The organism is Geodermatophilus sp. CPCC 206100 (genome assembly GCF_048569675.1).
In the GTDB taxonomy this organism is placed as follows: domain Bacteria; phylum Actinomycetota; class Actinomycetes; order Mycobacteriales; family Geodermatophilaceae; genus Geodermatophilus.
Map to the genome: position 1 here is coordinate 1 of NZ_JAQISV010000004.1, position 15,165 is coordinate 15,165.

Sequence of the window (15,165 nt, forward strand, 5' to 3'; positions counted from 1 at the left end):
TGAGGTCGAGAACCCGGAGCCCGGCCAGCGGTCCGGCCGGCGGGTGCGCGCCCGGGCCGGGCACCGGCGCTCCAGGAGGGCGCCGCCACGGCCCGCGGTGCCGCCAGCGTGCGCGGCCGGTCCACCCCGGGCACCGCCACGGGCGGCCCGACGTCGACCAGCTCCGGCCGCCCCGGCTCCCCGGCGATCCGCACGAAGAAGTCCCGGCTGCGCAGCTGCTCGTTGTCCGGCAGCTGCTCCGGGCGGCTGACCTCGGCCCACGGGAGGGCGCGCCGGCGGCCCTCGGCGGCCAGCTCGGCGGCCGGCCGCCGAGCGGCGAAGCGCGCGACGACCTCGTCGACGTGCGGCCGGCCGGCCCACCGGTGGATCGGGTCGGCCCAGGCCTCGTCGGCCAGGTCCTCGGCCTCGCCGACCTCGACCATCCAGGCGAGCAGGTCGGTCCACATGCGGTCGCTGCCGGAGTAGCCGCCGGCCACGAACCCGTCGGCGGCCGGGAACACGCGGTGGGCGACGTGCTGGTAGACGCCGCCGTTGCGCCGCGGGAACGACCCGGCGTGGATCCAGCTGATGGCGGCCGTCTCCAGGGTCGCCGCCGCCGCCTCCTGGGCCGACACGTCGACCAGCTGCCCGGCCGGCTCGCCGGTCCCGCCCTCCCGGTCGGCGGCGTCCCGGTCGGCGGCGAGGACCCCGAGGAGGGCGGCGATGGCGGCGTGCACGCCGGCCAGCTGCACCGCCTGCTCGCGCGGCGGGGGCTTGGGCGGGCCGTCGGCGCGACCGCCCAGCCAGGTCATGCCCCCGGCGGAGGCGGCGACGAGGTCGTCGCCGAGCCAGTCCCGGCGCGGACCGGTCAGGCCGAACGGGGTGACCACGACGTGCACGGCGTGCGGCCACCGCGACCTCGGCTGCCCGGTAGCCGCGTCGAACTCGACGCCCCGGAGCGCGCGCACCGGCCCGCTCTCGAGGACGACGTCGACGTCGCGCGCCCACCGGTCGAGGGCCGGCGACCCCGCGGGCTCCGGCGCCAGCAGCGAGGTGCCGGCGTACCAGTGCAGCTCGGCGGCGAGCCCCTCGGACCGGGCACCGGGGGCCGGGCAGCGGGCCACCTCGGCTCCGATGCCGACGAGGGTGCGGACGGCGGCGCCGCCGAGCTCGTCGGTCAGGTCGAGCACGCGCAGGGGCACCGGTGCTGGCTCTGGGCCGGACATGCAGCTCCTCTCAGGACGTGGGCTCGGACGCGAGCCCCGGGCGGGGTGCGGGAACGGGACCCCGCGTGCGGGCCTCGGCGTCGTCCGCGGCGGCGACGACCTCCCGGGCACGGAGCGCCTCCTTGCGGACCTTGGTGGCGGCGTTGCGGGGAAGGGCGTCGAGCACGGCCACGTAGCGGGGGCAGGCGTGCCGGGGCAGGTGGCGCCGGCACCAGTCCCGGACGGCCGCCACGTCGAGCTGCGGGTCGGCCGGGACGACGGCGAGCAGGAGGTCCTCCTCGGTGAACTCCGACGGGATGCCCACCGCCGCCACCTCGCGGACGCCGGGGAGCCGGCTGACGACGGTCTCGACCTCCCAGGCCGAGATGTTCTCCCCGCGCCGCCGGACGACGTCCCCGGAGCGGCCCGCGAAGACCAGCCGCCCGCCGGCGTCGAGCAGCCCGCGGTCCCCGGTGTCGGTCCACCCGCCGTCCAGGGTGGCGCCCGCGGCGGTCCCCACGTAGCCGAGCGCGCTGGTGTGCGGCACACGGGGGCGGACGGTGATGCGTCCGGGGGCGCCGGCGGGCACCGGGGAGCCCTCGTCGTCGACCAGCCGGACCTCGTACTCGGGCAGCGGGCGCCCGGCCGTGCCGGGGACGACGTCGCCGACGGCGTTGCTGCTGACGTCGCCGAGCTCCGTGCAGGCGTAGGCCTCGAGCAGCTGCACGCCGAACCGGTCGAGGAAGGCCTCGACCAGCCAGGCGGGCGCCGGACCGCCGTAGGCCCGGGTCACGGCGTGCCGGCGGTCCCGGGCGCTCGCCGGGGCGCGCAGCAGGATCGCCGCGACCGCGCCCATGAAGTTGAACGCCGTCACCCCCTCGGCCCGGCAGGTGTCCCAGAACGACGACGCCGAGAAGCGGGGGACGGCGACCAGGCGGGCGCCGCTCACCAGCGCCGCGCCCAGCCCCGCGTGCCGGATGTTCACGTGGTTCCAGGGGAAGGCGTTGTAGAGGACGTCGCGGGGGCCGTACCGCAGCGACGCGGCCACCCGGCGGGCGTGGCGGACCCCGGCGAAGTGCGGGAGCAGCACCCCCTTGGGCCGGCCCGTGGTCCCCGAGGTGCTCATGACGAGGGCCGGGTCCCCCGGCGCCGGCATGGGCGGGAGCGGGCCGAGCCGGCCGGCGTGCACGTCCCCGAGGCGGGCGAGGCCGGGCACGCGCGCGACCGGGCCGCCGTCGTCCACGGTGAACACGCGGAGCGAGCCGGCCGCCTGCAGGAGGCCGGGGTTCGCGGAGACGGCCGACGTCCCGAGGACGGCGACCGTGGCGCCGCTGTCCCGGGCCGTGGCCACCGCCGTCCCGGCCGGGACGTCGAGGGCGAGCGGCACCTCCACGAGACCCGCCCGGGCGGCACCGGCGAGGACGCCGACGAGCGCCGCGCCCGGCTGGAGGCAGGTGAGGACCGCGTCGCCGGGCCGGAGACCGGTGGGCCGGGCCAGGAGCGTCCGCGCCGTGTCCTCGGCCACGGCCCAGCACTCCCCCACCGTCAGCGTCCGGCCGCCGGGGAAGGTCACCAGCGGCGCGCCCGGATCGGTGCCGGCCCGCCGGGCGAGGACGTCGGCCAGCGTCTCCGGGTGGGCGGAGACGTCGAGGACCGCGCCGGTCATCGGCTCCCGAGCGCAGGTCGGGTTCACGACGCCAGGTTCACCCACACGCCCTTGGTCTCGGTGAACTCGTCCAGGGCGAAGGTCCCCATCTCACGCCCCCACCCTGACAGGCCGAAACCGCCCCACGGGGCGCCGGGGTCGATGAGGGGCAGCTGGTTGACGAAGACGGTGCCCGCGCAGATCCGCTCGGCCAGGGTGTGCGCGGTGACCAGGTCGCGGGTCCAGATGACCGACGCCAGCCCGAAGTCGCTGTCGTTGGCCCGGGCCACGACCTCGTCCACGTCGTCGTAGGCGAAGATCGACAAGACCGGCCCGAAGATCTCCTCGCGGGCGATGGTCATGTCGTCCCCGACGCCGGTGAACACGGTGGGGGTGAAGAAGTACCCGTCGTCGAGCCCGGGGCCCGAGGCACGGTCTCCCCCGGCGACCAGCTGGGCGCCCTGGTCGACCCCGCTCCGGACGTAGCCGGCCACCCGGTCGAGCTGCTCCTGGGAGATCAGCGGGCCCAGGACCGTGGCGGGGTCCAACGGGCGCCCCATCGGCAGGGTCGTCGAGGCGGCGGCGATCTTCTCGGTGAACTCGTCGACGCGAGCCCGGTCGACGTAGAAGCGGGTGTAGGCCCCGCAGGCCTGACCGGTGTTGAACAGCGCCCCCTGGAGGTTGCCGACGACGGCGGCGTCGATGTCGGCGTCGCGGGTGATGATGCTGGGGGCCTTGCCGCCCAGCTCCAGGCTGACCCGCTTGAGGTCGGCGGCGGCCGCGGCGACGATCTGCTGCCCCACCTCGGTGGACCCGGTGAAGGAGACCTTGTCGACGTCCCGGTGCGCGACGAGGGCCTGGCCGACCTCCGGCCCGCCGGTGAGGACGTTCACCACCCCCGCGGGGATGCCGGCCTCCAGGCAGAGCGCCCCCAGGCGCAGCGTGCTCAGCGGCGTCTGCTCCGCCGGCTTGAGGACGACGGTGTTGCCGGTGGCGAGCGCCGGTGCCAGCTTCCAGGCAGCGATGGCCAGCGGGAAGTTCCACGGCGTGATGAGCGCGCAGACCCCGACCGGCTCCCGGCGCGTGTAGTGCAGCGTGCCGGGCACGGAGACCGAGGACAGCTTGCCCTCCAGCTTGGTCGCCCACCCGGCGTAGTACCGGAACACCTGCGCGGCGAGGACCACGTTGACGCCGCGGGACATGGCGATGGGCTGGCCCACGTCGCGGGTCTCGAGCTCCGCCAGCTCCTCGGCGTCCCGTTCGAGCAGCTCGGCGACCCGCCAGAGCAACCGGCCCCGGGCGTCCGGCGTGAGGCCCCGCCACGCCGCTGCGGAGAGGGCGTGCCGCGCCGCGGCGACCGCGTCCTCGACGTCCTCCGCGCCCGCCTCGGAGAAGGTGGCCAGCTGCCCGCCCGTCGACGGGTCGAAGGTGGGACTCGTCCGACCGTCGGCCGCCTCGACCCAGTCCCCGCCGACCAGCAGCCTCTCGACGACCGTCATGGTGTCCTCCCGCCGTGGCACGCCGGAGTGCGTGCGCCCTGTTCCCCGGACGAACCTCGCGGCCGCTCACGGGAGGGTCAACGCCGGCGGACCGTCCAGCGGACCGGCGTGCAGCCGGGCCCGGCTGCACGGGGGACGCTGTGGGGGAGGCCACGTGCCCGTGCCGTCACCGGCACGGGCAGGGCGCCGCCATCCTCACCACATCGACGGAGGAACCCCCGTGTCGTCCTCTCCGCCCGACGGGGCGACCCACGACGCCCAGCCGACGAGCACCCGGGAGCAGCTGCTGCACGCCGTCATCGCCATCGCCGGCGAGGAGGGCCAGCACGCCGTCACCCACCGGTCGGTGGCGGCGCGCGCCCAGGTCACGCACGGCCTCGTCCGGCACTACTTCGGCACGCGCCAGGCCATGCTGGAGGAGGCCCTGGAGCGGGCGATCACGGAGGACATCTCCGAGGTCCGGCTGTCCACCGACCGCCTGGAGTCCTTCGCGGAGGGGCTGACCGACACCGAGGACTGGAGCCACCGGGTCCTCCAGTACGACGTCGTGCTCAACGCCATCCGCGGCATCGGGGACCGGGCGCTCGCGACGGGCCTCTACGACCGGTACCTGTCGGCGATCGGCCAGACCCTCGACTCCCTGGGGATCGAGGACGAGGACGGCGCCAAGGTCACGCTGCTGTTCGCGGCTCTGGACGGTCTGGTGCTGCAGCACGCGCTGTTCCGCTCCACCGAGCGGACCGAGGCGGCCCTGCGCCTCCTGCGGCAGCTGCTGGGACAGCTGGCGGCGGCCGGGCGCGACGCTCAGCAGCCGGACAGCCGACTCGCCCGGTAGCTGCGGTACCCCGCTCCCCCGATGGCCACGAGGAGCACCACCGGCAGGCCCAGCACGAACCCCGGCCGGACCAGCCACGACACCGTCCCGGGATCGTGGTGGCCGTGGCCGCCCGAGGCGACGAGCACCAGGTGCACCAGCACCATCGCCGCGGCCATCAGCACCGTGACGCACCACGTGCCCGCGCCCGCCCGGCCCCGCCACAGGTGGACCGCGCAGGGCAGGCAGACCGCCGCCATGGCGACCAGCAGGACCCGGACCGCCGCCCCGGGGTGCGCCCACGCGGTTCCCAGGTGCGCACAGCCCCCCAGGGCACTGGCGAGCGCGGCGAGGCGGACCGGCCGCACGACGCCGCGCGGGAGGCCTCCGCCGGCGAGCGCACGGCCGGGACGCCCCGTCTCCTGGAGCGGTGCGGACACGCCGTCGTCCTCCGTGCGGGAAGCGGGCCGGATCCCCCGGGGACCGGACGGTCGGCGCGGGTGCCGGAGCGGTCGCGGCCGGAGGGATCCGGCCGCGACCGCCCGCCGGGCCACCCGGCTCAGTGACAGTGGCCGGCCCCGGACGGGGGGGCGTCGGGGGCGGGGGTGCGGTCGAAGAAGGTGACCGGCAGCAGGTGGAAGCCCGCCCGCTCGACCGGCATGACCGGCCAGTCCTCGGCACGCGGGATGTGGGTCACCCCGAGGGTGAACCACACGACCACGTCCGTGTCGACGGTCGACCGGTCGGCGCGGGTCCAGGCCGGCAGGCCGGCGCCGCTGCGGTGCTGGTTGGGGTAGTCGCCGGCCGACCGCATCTCGTCGGGCGAGTAGGGGGTCACCCACAGGTTCTTCTTGGTGAAGCCCGCACGCTGGGCCACCGGGGCCTCGTCCTGCGCCAGCAGGGTGGCCGAGGACCAGCCCGGGAGCAGCTTGTACCCGACCGGCACCCCCCACGCGTTGGTCTTGGACCGGTTGACGACCGTCCAGTTGCGGGACACCTGCGGGTCGGTGAGGCCCACTCCGCTCTGCTCGGTCTCGATCAGCGTCCTGCGGACCGTGAAGGCGGCCCCGGTCGGGTTCTCCGGCCCCACCGGGATCCGTGCCGCGTCGTTCTCGAAGACGGTGTTCTCGTGGCCGTCGACCTCGAAGTCCAGCCGGAAGCTGAAGATGTGCTGGTGGTAGGAGGCCACCAGGTTCTCCCCGATCCGCGTGGCGCTGGGGGTCTCCTCGCCGTCGTGGACGGCCCGGGTCTGCACGATCCCGGTGAGCTTGGCCTCCACGAGGACCGAGCCGTCCTGGTGGAAGTACCAGAAGAAGCCGTACTCGTAGTTGCCCACCGTGGCGATCGAGCTGACGACCAGTCGGCGGGACCGCCGGACGTCGGTGGTGCCGGTGACCCAGTCCTGGTGCTTCCAGAGGATGCCGTCGTCCTCCTCGTGGATGCAGATGGCGTTGCCGATCGTGTAGGGCTCGCCGTCCTCGCCGGCCAGGACGGCGTCGAGGTAGCGGATCTCGCCCAGGCAGTCGCATCCCAGGACCAGGGAGTTGGTCAGCTTGCCGAGACCGAACTCGCCGACGTCGAAGGCGCTGCGCCAGTTGTGCTCCGGCGCGGCGTCGCCGTACGGGACCACCATCTCGGCGACCGACCCGCGGTGCAGGATGCTGCGGTACTCGTCCCCGTCCCGGTACTCGACGCCGTGGACCACCAGGCCCTCGAGCGGGTGGAGGCTGACCCGGAACCGCCACTTCTGCCAGGTCAGCTCGTTGCCGTCGATGGTGAACCCCACGCCCTCGGGCTGGGTGATCTCCAGGGGCTTGACGTCGGTGCGCATGGGGGCGTTGGAGGCCTGGTCGTAGTTGGCCTCGGTCTGGCTCATCGGGCGGACCCCGTGGTCCTTGACCTCGAGCACCTCCTCGGTGACGAGGTCCACGAAGGCGACGACGCCCTCGATCGGGTGCGCGTAGCCGTTGTCGGTCGGGAAGTTGCGGAGGTAGGAGATCGCCCCGCAGACCCGGGCGCCGTCGACGTCCGGGACGTTGCCGATGCACCAGGGGTCCACCTGCACGTTGGTGACGTCGGTGATCCCCCGCTCGGCCAGCGCGGCCAGGTAGCGCGGGTCCTTCTTGACGGCCGCTCCGACGTTCTCGAACTCCTCGAGCAGGACCGGGGCCGCGCCCTCGGCGACGACCTCGAGCCGGTCGACCTGGCCCCGGTCGAGGTCGACGCGGACGTCGAGCGACCGCCCGGACGAGCGGTCGACCACCATGGCGCGGGCCCGGCGCGACACCGCGTCACCGGCCCGGAGCCGGGCCTTGTCCGGCTCGTCGGGGAAGACCGCGCTGAAGCCGATCCGCTGGCCGGCGAACTCCGGGTGCTGGCGCACCAGCCGGGACACCGTGCTGATCTCGTCGGCGGTCAGCGGGTTGAACAGGTCGTGCCGCATCGCGGTCGTCCTCGCTCTCTCTGTGCGGGGTGGTGCTGCCGGGTGGCGTCGATCAGGGCGGCGTCACGGGAGGGACGACGGGGTGGCGGTCTCCTCGTCCACCCGCGTGCTGCCCATCCGCGCGTAGCGGGCGGGGTCACGCCGGCGGACGACGAGCGCGACGGCCAGCCCGACCACGACGGTCACCAGATGGAGCCAGGGCAGCGAGTTGATGATCGGCGACGGACTGCCGGTGAGTGACGGGTAGTTGACGAAGGACAGGACGGTCGCCACGCCCAGGGCGACCGCGGCGATCGCGGGCGCGACCACGTGCCCGAAGTCCCGCCGTCCCTGTCGCCAGAAGAAGACCACGATCGCGACCGAGGTCAGGGTCAGCAGCGACTCGAGGCCGACCGCACCGAGGCCGGTCAGGGACGTCGCGAGGTTGAGCAGGGGGTCGAGGCCGGCCGCGGCGAACCCGAACACCAGCAGCGAGAGGACGACCACCTGGGCGATGCCCGCCACGTAGGGCGAGCCCCGGTGGGGGTGCGTGCGGGCCAGCGGCGCCGGGAGGAAGCCGTCGCGGGCCAGGGCGTAGAAGTAGCGCGCGGCCGCGTTGTGGAACGCCAGCACCGCGGCGAAGGAGCTCGTCACCACCAGCACGCCGACGACGTCGACCGCCCAGGTGCCGAGGTACTGCTCGGTGACGGCGAAGAGGAAGTTGCCCGGGTCCTCGCCGGCGGCGGCGGCGACCTGGTCGACGCCCGTGGCCGCGGCCAGCCCCCAGGCGCACAGGACGTAGAAGACGCCCACGACGGCGACCGCGCCGTACGTGGCCCGCGGGACCGTGCGGACGGGGTCGCGGGTCTCCTCGGCGTAGATGGCGGTCCCCTCGAAGCCCAGGAACGACGAGAGCGCGTAGATGACCGCCACCCCGATCGAGCCGCTGGCGATGGCACTCGGTGCGAAGACCTGCAGCGAGAACGCCGAGATCCCGGCCTGGAACAGGATCGCGACCACGAGGACGAGCAGGATGGCGACCTCGAGCAGGAGCGCGACGGTCAGCACGCGGGCCGACACGGTCACCTTGCGGAAGGACAGCAGCAGGACCAGCGCGATGCCGATCGCCGCCCACACCGGCCACGGGAGGTCGATGCCCAGCATCCGGTTCGCGGTGTCGGCAGCGAAGAAGGCCAGCGCCCCGCAGGTGGCCGCCGACAGCGCGTTGTAGCAGATGGCGGCGGTGTACGCGGCCACGAGGCCGAGCGGCCGGCCGAGTCCCTGCGCGATGTAGGCGTAGAAGGCGCCGGCGTTGCGGACGTAGGGGACCGCGCGCACGTACCCGACGGAGAACAGCAGGAGGACCAGCGCCGCCAGGAGGAACATCCCCGGCGTCCCCGCACCGTTCCCGAGGGCGAAGGCGATCGGCATGATGGCGACGACGACCGCCATCGGCGCCGCGGCCGCCAGCACCATGAAGACGACGTGCGGTGCGGTGAGACTGCCGGCGGCCAGCCGGCCGCCCCTCCCGTCCGGTTGCGAGTTGCCCAGTCCCCCGCCGGTGCTCATGGCTTCCTGCATGTCCACTCCTCCGAGGTTCCGGCTGCGGGCCGGGTGGCCCGCAGTCGAGTGCCGGAAGGGAACCACCGAGTGGGCCTGCCGCTGGGGTGGCGGGTCCGGTGACCGGACCGCCACCTGCCGCGGCAGGTGGCGGGCGGTCAGCCGGAGCGGCCGGCGGCCCCTGCCGGGCCGGGGATCCGGGTCAGCGGGCGGTGCACACGCCCCCGGCCAGACGGTCCGAGGCCGTGACACCCCCGGGGATCCGCCGGTCGACGGCTCGGGCGATGCCGGCGGCCGCCGCCTGCAGCTGGGGCACGAGCCTGCCCACGACGAGGCGGCTGACCGGTGCGGTCGCGGAGACGGCGGCGTAGACGCTGCCGTCGGATCCGACGACGGGGACCGCGACGCTCGCGTAGCCCACCAGGGTCTCCTCGACCTCGACGGCGAACCCGCGTCTGCGGACCTCCACCAGCTGGGCGCGCAGCGCCTCCACCGTGGCGGCGCTCCGCGAGGTCGGCCGCACGACACCGAACCGCTCCCACTGCTGCAGCGCCGCCTCGCCGTCGGGCGCGAGCGCGAGGAGGACCTTGCCGGTCGCCGTGCAGGTCGCCGGCAGCCGGCCACCCACCTCGGAGTGCGTCTGGATGTTGGCCTCGCCGGCGACCTTCTCCGCGTAGAGCACGTTCCCGCCGTCGAGCACGGCCAGGTGGATGGTCGCCCTCGTCGTCGCGAAGAGGTCGACCAGCACCGGCCGGGACACGCCACGGAGCACGGCCGCGATGGGCACGCGCTGGCCCAGCTCGAACACCCGGAGGCCCAGCTGGTAGCCGTCCCCGGCCCGCTCGAGCAGCCCCCACTGCACGAGCTCCTGGGCCAGCCGGTGGGCCGACGCCTTCGGCACGCCCGAGCGGCGGCTCAACTCGGTCAGCCGGAGCTGGTACGCGCCGGCGCCGAAGGCCGACAGCAGCAGGTGGGCCTTGCCGAGCACCGACTTGGGGCAGCCGTCGTCCTCGTCCGGCGCATCGGGCCGGGTGAGCGCCGGGAGGGACATGGGGGGCTCCTTGCTCATCGAGTGACCTGCACCACGATCGATTCTCCACTCGTATAACCTCAGCGTCCAGAGTCCCCGTGTTCCGTCTTCGTCAGTTCGGGGTTTCCCTCCTGTGACGGGCCGCCGCTGCGCACGACCTGGCGTCCCCGGCCCGCTCAGCGAACCGGCGCCGTTCCCGCCCGGCCGCGATCTCTGCAGAGTGCGCGCGGGACCGGGGTCGTCACCGAGTCGGGCAACGACTCCGGCCGGCCGGCCGCGCGGAGAGAGGGAGAACGCCAGCAGTGAACGTCATCGGGTACGTCGACCGGCTGAGCTCCGAGCCCGGCGAGGTGGTGCGCGGCCGCTTCAGCACTCCGGCCGAGAGCTTCACCGCCCGGCTGGTCCGCCTCGTCCTCGGTGACCCCCACCCACTGGGGCCCGGGCCGGACATCCGCCCGGTCCCCAGTGCCCTCGACGGCGCCCGCTTCCCGGGCCGGGTGCAGCCGCTGCGGGCCGGCTCCTCCGTCCGGACGGCGGAGTCACCGCTGCCGCCCGGCACGGTCCGGCTCGACCTGACCGCCGCCGTCCGGCCCACCCTGCCGCGGGCCGGGCACCGTCAGACGGTCGTGTCCCTCACCCAGGAGGGGGTCCCGGTGGTGGCGGCCGCCCTCGACGAGGACGGCGCGATCAGCCTCTGCGGCGCGTGCGGTCCCACGGCTGCCGGCCCTGTGGTCAGCGGTCGCTGGTACCGGATGACGCTGGCCGTGGACGTCGCGTCCGGAGCCGCCGAGCTCGAGCTCACCTCGGACCAGGGCGACCGACTGCTCGCCTCGACCGCCGTGCGGCTGGACGCAGCCGGGCCCGTCGGCGTCGTCTTCGCGGCCACGGCGGCACGCGACGCGGTGCCCACGGACCACTTCAACGGCCGCATCGACTCCCCCACCCTGCGGGCCACGCCCGGCGCGGACCCCGCGGAGGGCCGGCTCGTGGCGGCGTGGGACTTCGGGCCCTCCTCCGGTTCCCTCCGCACCGTCGCCAACCGGCTCGGGGACACCTTCGCCGGCCACAGCGTCAACTTCCCGCTGCGCGCCTGCCTGGGCATGGCGGGAGCTGCCGACGACGTCGACCCGCGGCTGGCGCCGGAGGCCTACAACGCCATCCACTTCCACGACGACGACCTCGACGACGCGAACTGGGCGGACGACGTCGTCCTCGAACTCCCCGCGGACCTCCCGAGCGGGGTCTACGGCATCCACGTCGAGGCGAGCGACGGCACCAGCGACACCGTCCCCTTCGTCGTCGTCCCCACCACCACGCGGCACGACGTCGTCGTCGTCCTGCCGACGTTGAGCTACCTGGCCTACAGCTGCGAGCACGTCATGGCCGACCCCGGCGCGCGCGCCTACCTGGAGGGCGTCGGCGTCGAGGCGCCGCCGCACTTCGGGGGCAACAAGCACGACGAGTACCTGGTGGCGCAGGGGCTGCGCAGCCTCTACGACGTGCACACCGACCTGTCCGGGGTCTGTTTCGCCTCCTCCCAGAAGCCGCTGCCCAACGTCCGGCACGACCACCGCTGGGCGGCCGTGGCCGGCGGCCCCACCTCCGCGCACCAGTTCAGCGCCGACCTGCACCTGATCAGCTGGCTCACCCGCCAGGGGTACGCGTTCGACGTCATCACCGACGAGGAGGTGCACCGGCAGGGGCGGGACGCCCTGTCGCCCTACCGCGTCGTCCTCACCGGCAGCCACCCCGAGTACCCGACCACCGCCATGGTGAGGGCCTACGAGGAGTACGTCGGCGGCGGTGGCCGGCTGATGTACATGGGCGGCAACGGCTTCTACTGGGTCACCTCGATCGACCCCGAGCGGCAGCACACCATGGAGATCCGCCGCACCGCCGGCATCCGGGCCTGGCAACCGGAACCCGGGGAGTGGCACCACGCCACCACCGGGGAACTCGGCGGCCTGTGGCGGCTGCGGGGCAAGGCGCCGCAGAAGCTGCTCGGCGTCGGGATGGCCTCGCAGGGCTTCGACACCAACCGGCCCTACGACGTCGTCGTGGACCCCGAGGACCCGCGCATCTCGTTCGTCTTCGACGGCGTCGACCTCGCCGCCGGGCGGATCGGCGACTTCGACTCGATGGTCAACGGGCACGGCGCCGCGGGCGTCGAGATCGACCGCGCCGACGCCGCGCTCGGGACACCGGACGACGCGATCGTCCTGGCGACCGCCACGGGCTTCTCCCGCGCGTACGGGCTCGACCCGGTGGAGGTGGCCCTCCCCGACGGCTGCTACGACGGCACCACGAGCGACAAGGTGCGCTGCGACCTCGTGCTGGTGCCCAAGCCCTCCGGTGGGGCGGTCTTCTCGACCGGCAGCATCGCGTGGTGCGGGTCGTTGCTGGTCGACGACGGCGACAACGACGTCTCGGCCGTGACCCGCAACGTGCTCGACGCGTTCCTCCACCGGGAGGAGCTGCCGCTGCGCGGGTAGTGGCGGCCGGGCACCCGGGCCCCGGCCGGCGAGTCGCCGACGGCCGGACCGCCCGTGGTCCGGTCACCGAGACGGTTCCTTTGCCGCCGTCGGCTCCCCCGACCAGATTGCGGGACGAGGGGCCGTGCCGCTGCCCACCCGAGAACGCTGCACCGAGGAGCGACATGACCGCCGACGCCGCCGAGACGATCCAGCGCTTCCAGCCGGCGGAGGACTACCAGGTCTTCGTGGACGGCGACTGGCTGTCGACGACGTCGAGCTTCGAGGCCGTCGACCCCAGCACCGGCCGGCCGTGGGCGGTGGTCGGTTCCGCCAGCGCCGAGCAGGTCGACCGGGCCGTGGCCGCGGCCCGCGCCGCGCTGCCGGGGTGGCGTCGGACGTCCCTGGCCACCCGCCAGGCCGTCCTCGCCGCGATCGCCGATCGCGTGGAGGCCCACGCCGACCTCTGGATGCGGCTGCTGCCCACCGAGAACGGCCGGCCGGTCCGTGAGGTGGCGCTCGCGGACATCCCGTCCAGCGCCGCGATCTACCGGTACTTCGCGGGCCTGGTGCGCGACCACCGGGGCGACCAGATCCCGGTGGAGAGCCCGGAGTCCCTCGTCTACACCCTGCGCGAGCCCCTCGGGGTCATCGCCGTGGTGCTGCCGTGGAACTCGCCCCTCATCACCCTGGCCAACAAGCTCGCGCCGGCCCTGGCCTGCGGCAACACCGTGGTCGTCAAGCCGTCGGAGTACGCGACGGCGAGCATCCTGGAGTTCGTCCGCCTGGTGGCCGACCTCGTGCCGCCCAGTGTCGTCAACGTCGTGCCCGGGTTCGGGCCGGAGGTCGGCTCCGCGCTGGTCGGCCACCCGGACGTCGCCACGGTGACCCTGACCGGCGGGGGCGCCACGGCCCGCACGGTCATGGCGGCCGCGGCGGAGGCCCTGACCCCCACCCTCATGGAGCTGGGGGGCAAGAGCGCGCTCATCGTGGCGGAGGACGCCGACCTCGACCGGGCCGTCAGTGACGCCGCCATGGGGATCTTCCTGGCCAACGGGGAGGCCTGCATCGCCTCGTCGCGGCTGCTGGTGCACGAGCGCATCGCCGACGAGTTCCTCGAGCAGTTCGCCGCCCTCGCCCGGACGATCCGGGTCGGTGACGCCCTCGACCCCGCCACCCAGCTCGGGCCGCTGGTGTCCCGGCCGCACCACGCCCGGGTGCGCGAGCACCTGCAGACGGCCCGCGAGCAGGGCGTGACCCTCCTCGCCGGGAACGAGGAGCTCGCCCTGCCGGAGGCCAACAGCCAGGGCTTCTTCCTCCGCCCCGCGGTGCTGGCCGATCCCGCGGGCCGGTCCTCGATCGCCGCTGAGGAGGTCTTCGGCCCGGTGGCCGTCGCGGAGCGCTTCTCCGACTACGCCGAGGCCGTGGCGCGGGCGAACAGCACCCGGTACGGCCTGGCCGCCGGGGTGTGGACCAACGACCTGACCCGGGCCCACCGCATCGCGGCCGAGCTCGACGCCGGCATCGTCTGGGTCAACAAGTGGTTCGACCTCCCCGCCGGTGCTCCGATGGGCGGCGTCAAGGACAGCGGCTTCGGCCGGGAGCTGTGCTGGGAGACGATGCTCGAGTACAGCGCCAGCAAGACCGTGAACATCGACCTGGGCGCCCCCCGCTTCCCCCTCTGGGGCTGACGGGGCCCGGGCGGCGCCCGGCCGGTGCACGTGGCAGGGCAGCTCGGGTCGTCCCCCACCGACCCCCCGACCCACCGGAGTGGTGCACCCATGGGCTCTGTCGTCGTCACCGGCGGGACCAGCGGCATCGGCCTGGGGATCGCGACGGCGCTCGTGGCCGCCGGCCGGGACGTCGCCGTCCTGGCGCGGGACCCCGGCCGCGGAGAGCTCGCCGCGCAGGCACTCGACGAGGCCGGCAGTGGCCGCGGTCTCGTCCTGCCCGCGGACGTCACGGACGAGTCCGCTCTCGCCCGCGCCGTGGCGACCGTCGCCGCCGAGCTGGGCCCCCCGGAGGGACTCGTCACCGCGGCGGGCCGGCTGGCCCGGGGATCGGCGCTGGAGCTCCCGGTGGAGGACTTCCGAGCCGCCTGGGAGACCAACGTCCTCGGCACGTGGCTGGCCGTGCGAGCCGTCCTGCCGGGCATGCTCGAGCGGGGCTTCGGGCGGATCGTGACCATCGGCTCGGTCCTGGGGACGGTGGGGACGGCGGAGCGCGGCGGGTACGCCGCCACCAAGGGGGCGGTCCACGCCCTGACGCGTTGCATCGCGCTCGAGGTCGCGGGGACGGGCGTCACCGTCAACTGTGTCGCTCCCGGCCCCATCGGGACCCCGATGAACCAGGTCCAGGGCGACGAGGAGGTCCAGCAGGCCCTGACGGCCAAGCTCCCGGTGCGCCGGTGGGGAACGCCGGCCGACGTGAGCGCCGCGGTCCTCCCCCTCCTCGCCGAGGGCAGTGCCTTCGTCACCGGTTCCGTCGTCCACGTCGACGGGGGCTACACGGCCCAGTGACGGCCCCCGGGCGTGCCACTC

At 74.7% G+C, this 15,165-nt stretch carries 11 protein-coding genes; 4 read left to right on the forward strand and 7 right to left on the reverse strand.

Annotated features, from left to right (window positions below):
- From PGN05_RS01885 to PGN05_RS01895, 3 genes are all read right to left on the reverse strand, one after another.
- On the reverse strand, positions 1–1,205 hold a 1,205-nt coding region (locus PGN05_RS01885; protein WP_419750669.1), incomplete at its 3' end, for a CoA transferase.
- 10 nt (positions 1,206–1,215) lie between these two features.
- Complete coding sequence (locus PGN05_RS01890) at positions 1,216–2,850, reverse strand: class I adenylate-forming enzyme family protein (RefSeq protein ID WP_419750671.1); 1,635 nt, start codon at positions 2,848–2,850, stop codon at positions 1,216–1,218.
- 23 nt (positions 2,851–2,873) lie between these two features.
- Positions 2,874–4,328, reverse strand: coding sequence for an aldehyde dehydrogenase family protein (locus PGN05_RS01895; RefSeq protein WP_419750672.1), 1,455 nt, complete (start codon positions 4,326–4,328; stop codon positions 2,874–2,876).
- A 220-nt stretch (positions 4,329–4,548) separates the two neighbouring features.
- On the opposite strand from PGN05_RS01895, the gene PGN05_RS01900 reads away from it, so the two are divergent.
- Positions 4,549–5,163, forward strand: coding sequence for a TetR/AcrR family transcriptional regulator (locus tag PGN05_RS01900; protein WP_419750674.1), 615 nt, complete (start codon positions 4,549–4,551; stop codon positions 5,161–5,163).
- On the opposite strand, the gene PGN05_RS01905 is transcribed toward PGN05_RS01900, so the two are convergent.
- The 4 genes from PGN05_RS01905 to PGN05_RS01920 form a co-directional block, all read right to left on the reverse strand.
- A complete protein-coding gene (locus PGN05_RS01905; RefSeq protein WP_419750675.1) occupies positions 5,133–5,582 on the reverse strand; it encodes a hypothetical protein in 450 nt (149 codons plus the stop codon). The genes PGN05_RS01900 and PGN05_RS01905 overlap by 31 nt on opposite strands.
- A 119-nt stretch (positions 5,583–5,701) precedes the next feature.
- Positions 5,702–7,585: a primary-amine oxidase gene (locus tag PGN05_RS01910; protein ID WP_419750677.1), complete on the reverse strand. Its 1,884-nt coding sequence runs from the start codon at positions 7,583–7,585 to the stop codon at positions 5,702–5,704.
- A 63-nt stretch (positions 7,586–7,648) separates the two neighbouring features.
- Positions 7,649–9,145, reverse strand: coding sequence for an APC family permease (locus PGN05_RS01915; protein WP_419750679.1), 1,497 nt, complete (start codon positions 9,143–9,145; stop codon positions 7,649–7,651).
- Between the two features lie 181 nt (positions 9,146–9,326).
- Positions 9,327–10,193 (reverse strand): IclR family transcriptional regulator, encoded by an 867-nt coding sequence (locus tag PGN05_RS01920; RefSeq protein ID WP_419750681.1) that lies wholly within the window; start codon positions 10,191–10,193, stop codon positions 9,327–9,329.
- A gap of 263 nt (positions 10,194–10,456) precedes the next feature.
- Here PGN05_RS01920 and PGN05_RS01925 point away from each other — a divergent pair, with 263 nt between their 5' ends.
- The 3 genes from PGN05_RS01925 (at position 10,457) to PGN05_RS01935 (ending at position 15,144) form a co-directional block, all read left to right on the forward strand.
- Positions 10,457–12,646, forward strand: coding sequence for a N,N-dimethylformamidase beta subunit family domain-containing protein (locus PGN05_RS01925; protein WP_419750683.1), 2,190 nt, complete (start codon positions 10,457–10,459; stop codon positions 12,644–12,646).
- Positions 12,647–12,810: 164 nt separating this feature from the next.
- A complete protein-coding gene (locus PGN05_RS01930; protein WP_419750684.1) occupies positions 12,811–14,316 on the forward strand; it encodes an aldehyde dehydrogenase family protein in 1,506 nt (501 codons plus the stop codon).
- A gap of 90 nt (positions 14,317–14,406) precedes the next feature.
- The gene (locus PGN05_RS01935) at positions 14,407–15,144 is read left to right on the forward strand and encodes an SDR family NAD(P)-dependent oxidoreductase (RefSeq protein WP_419750686.1); all 738 of its coding nucleotides are present in this window, start codon (positions 14,407–14,409) and stop codon (positions 15,142–15,144) included.
- Positions 15,145–15,165 lie beyond the last annotated feature (21 nt).

Coding starts and splice junctions, on each gene's coding strand:
- PGN05_RS01890 (WP_419750671.1), bottom strand. CDS start 2,850: ATGACCGGCGCGGTCCTCGACGTCTCCGCCCACCCGGAGACGCTGGCC.
- PGN05_RS01895 (WP_419750672.1), bottom strand. CDS start 4,328: ATGACGGTCGTCGAGAGGCTGCTGGTCGGCGGGGACTGGGTCGAGGCG.
- PGN05_RS01910 (WP_419750677.1), bottom strand. CDS start 7,585: ATGCGGCACGACCTGTTCAACCCGCTGACCGCCGACGAGATCAGCACG.
- PGN05_RS01915 (WP_419750679.1), bottom strand. CDS start 9,145: ATGCAGGAAGCCATGAGCACCGGCGGGGGACTGGGCAACTCGCAACCG.
- PGN05_RS01920 (WP_419750681.1), bottom strand. CDS start 10,193: ATGAGCAAGGAGCCCCCCATGTCCCTCCCGGCGCTCACCCGGCCCGAT.
- PGN05_RS01930 (WP_419750684.1), top strand. CDS start 12,811: ATGACCGCCGACGCCGCCGAGACGATCCAGCGCTTCCAGCCGGCGGAG.
- PGN05_RS01935 (WP_419750686.1), top strand. CDS start 14,407: ATGGGCTCTGTCGTCGTCACCGGCGGGACCAGCGGCATCGGCCTGGGG.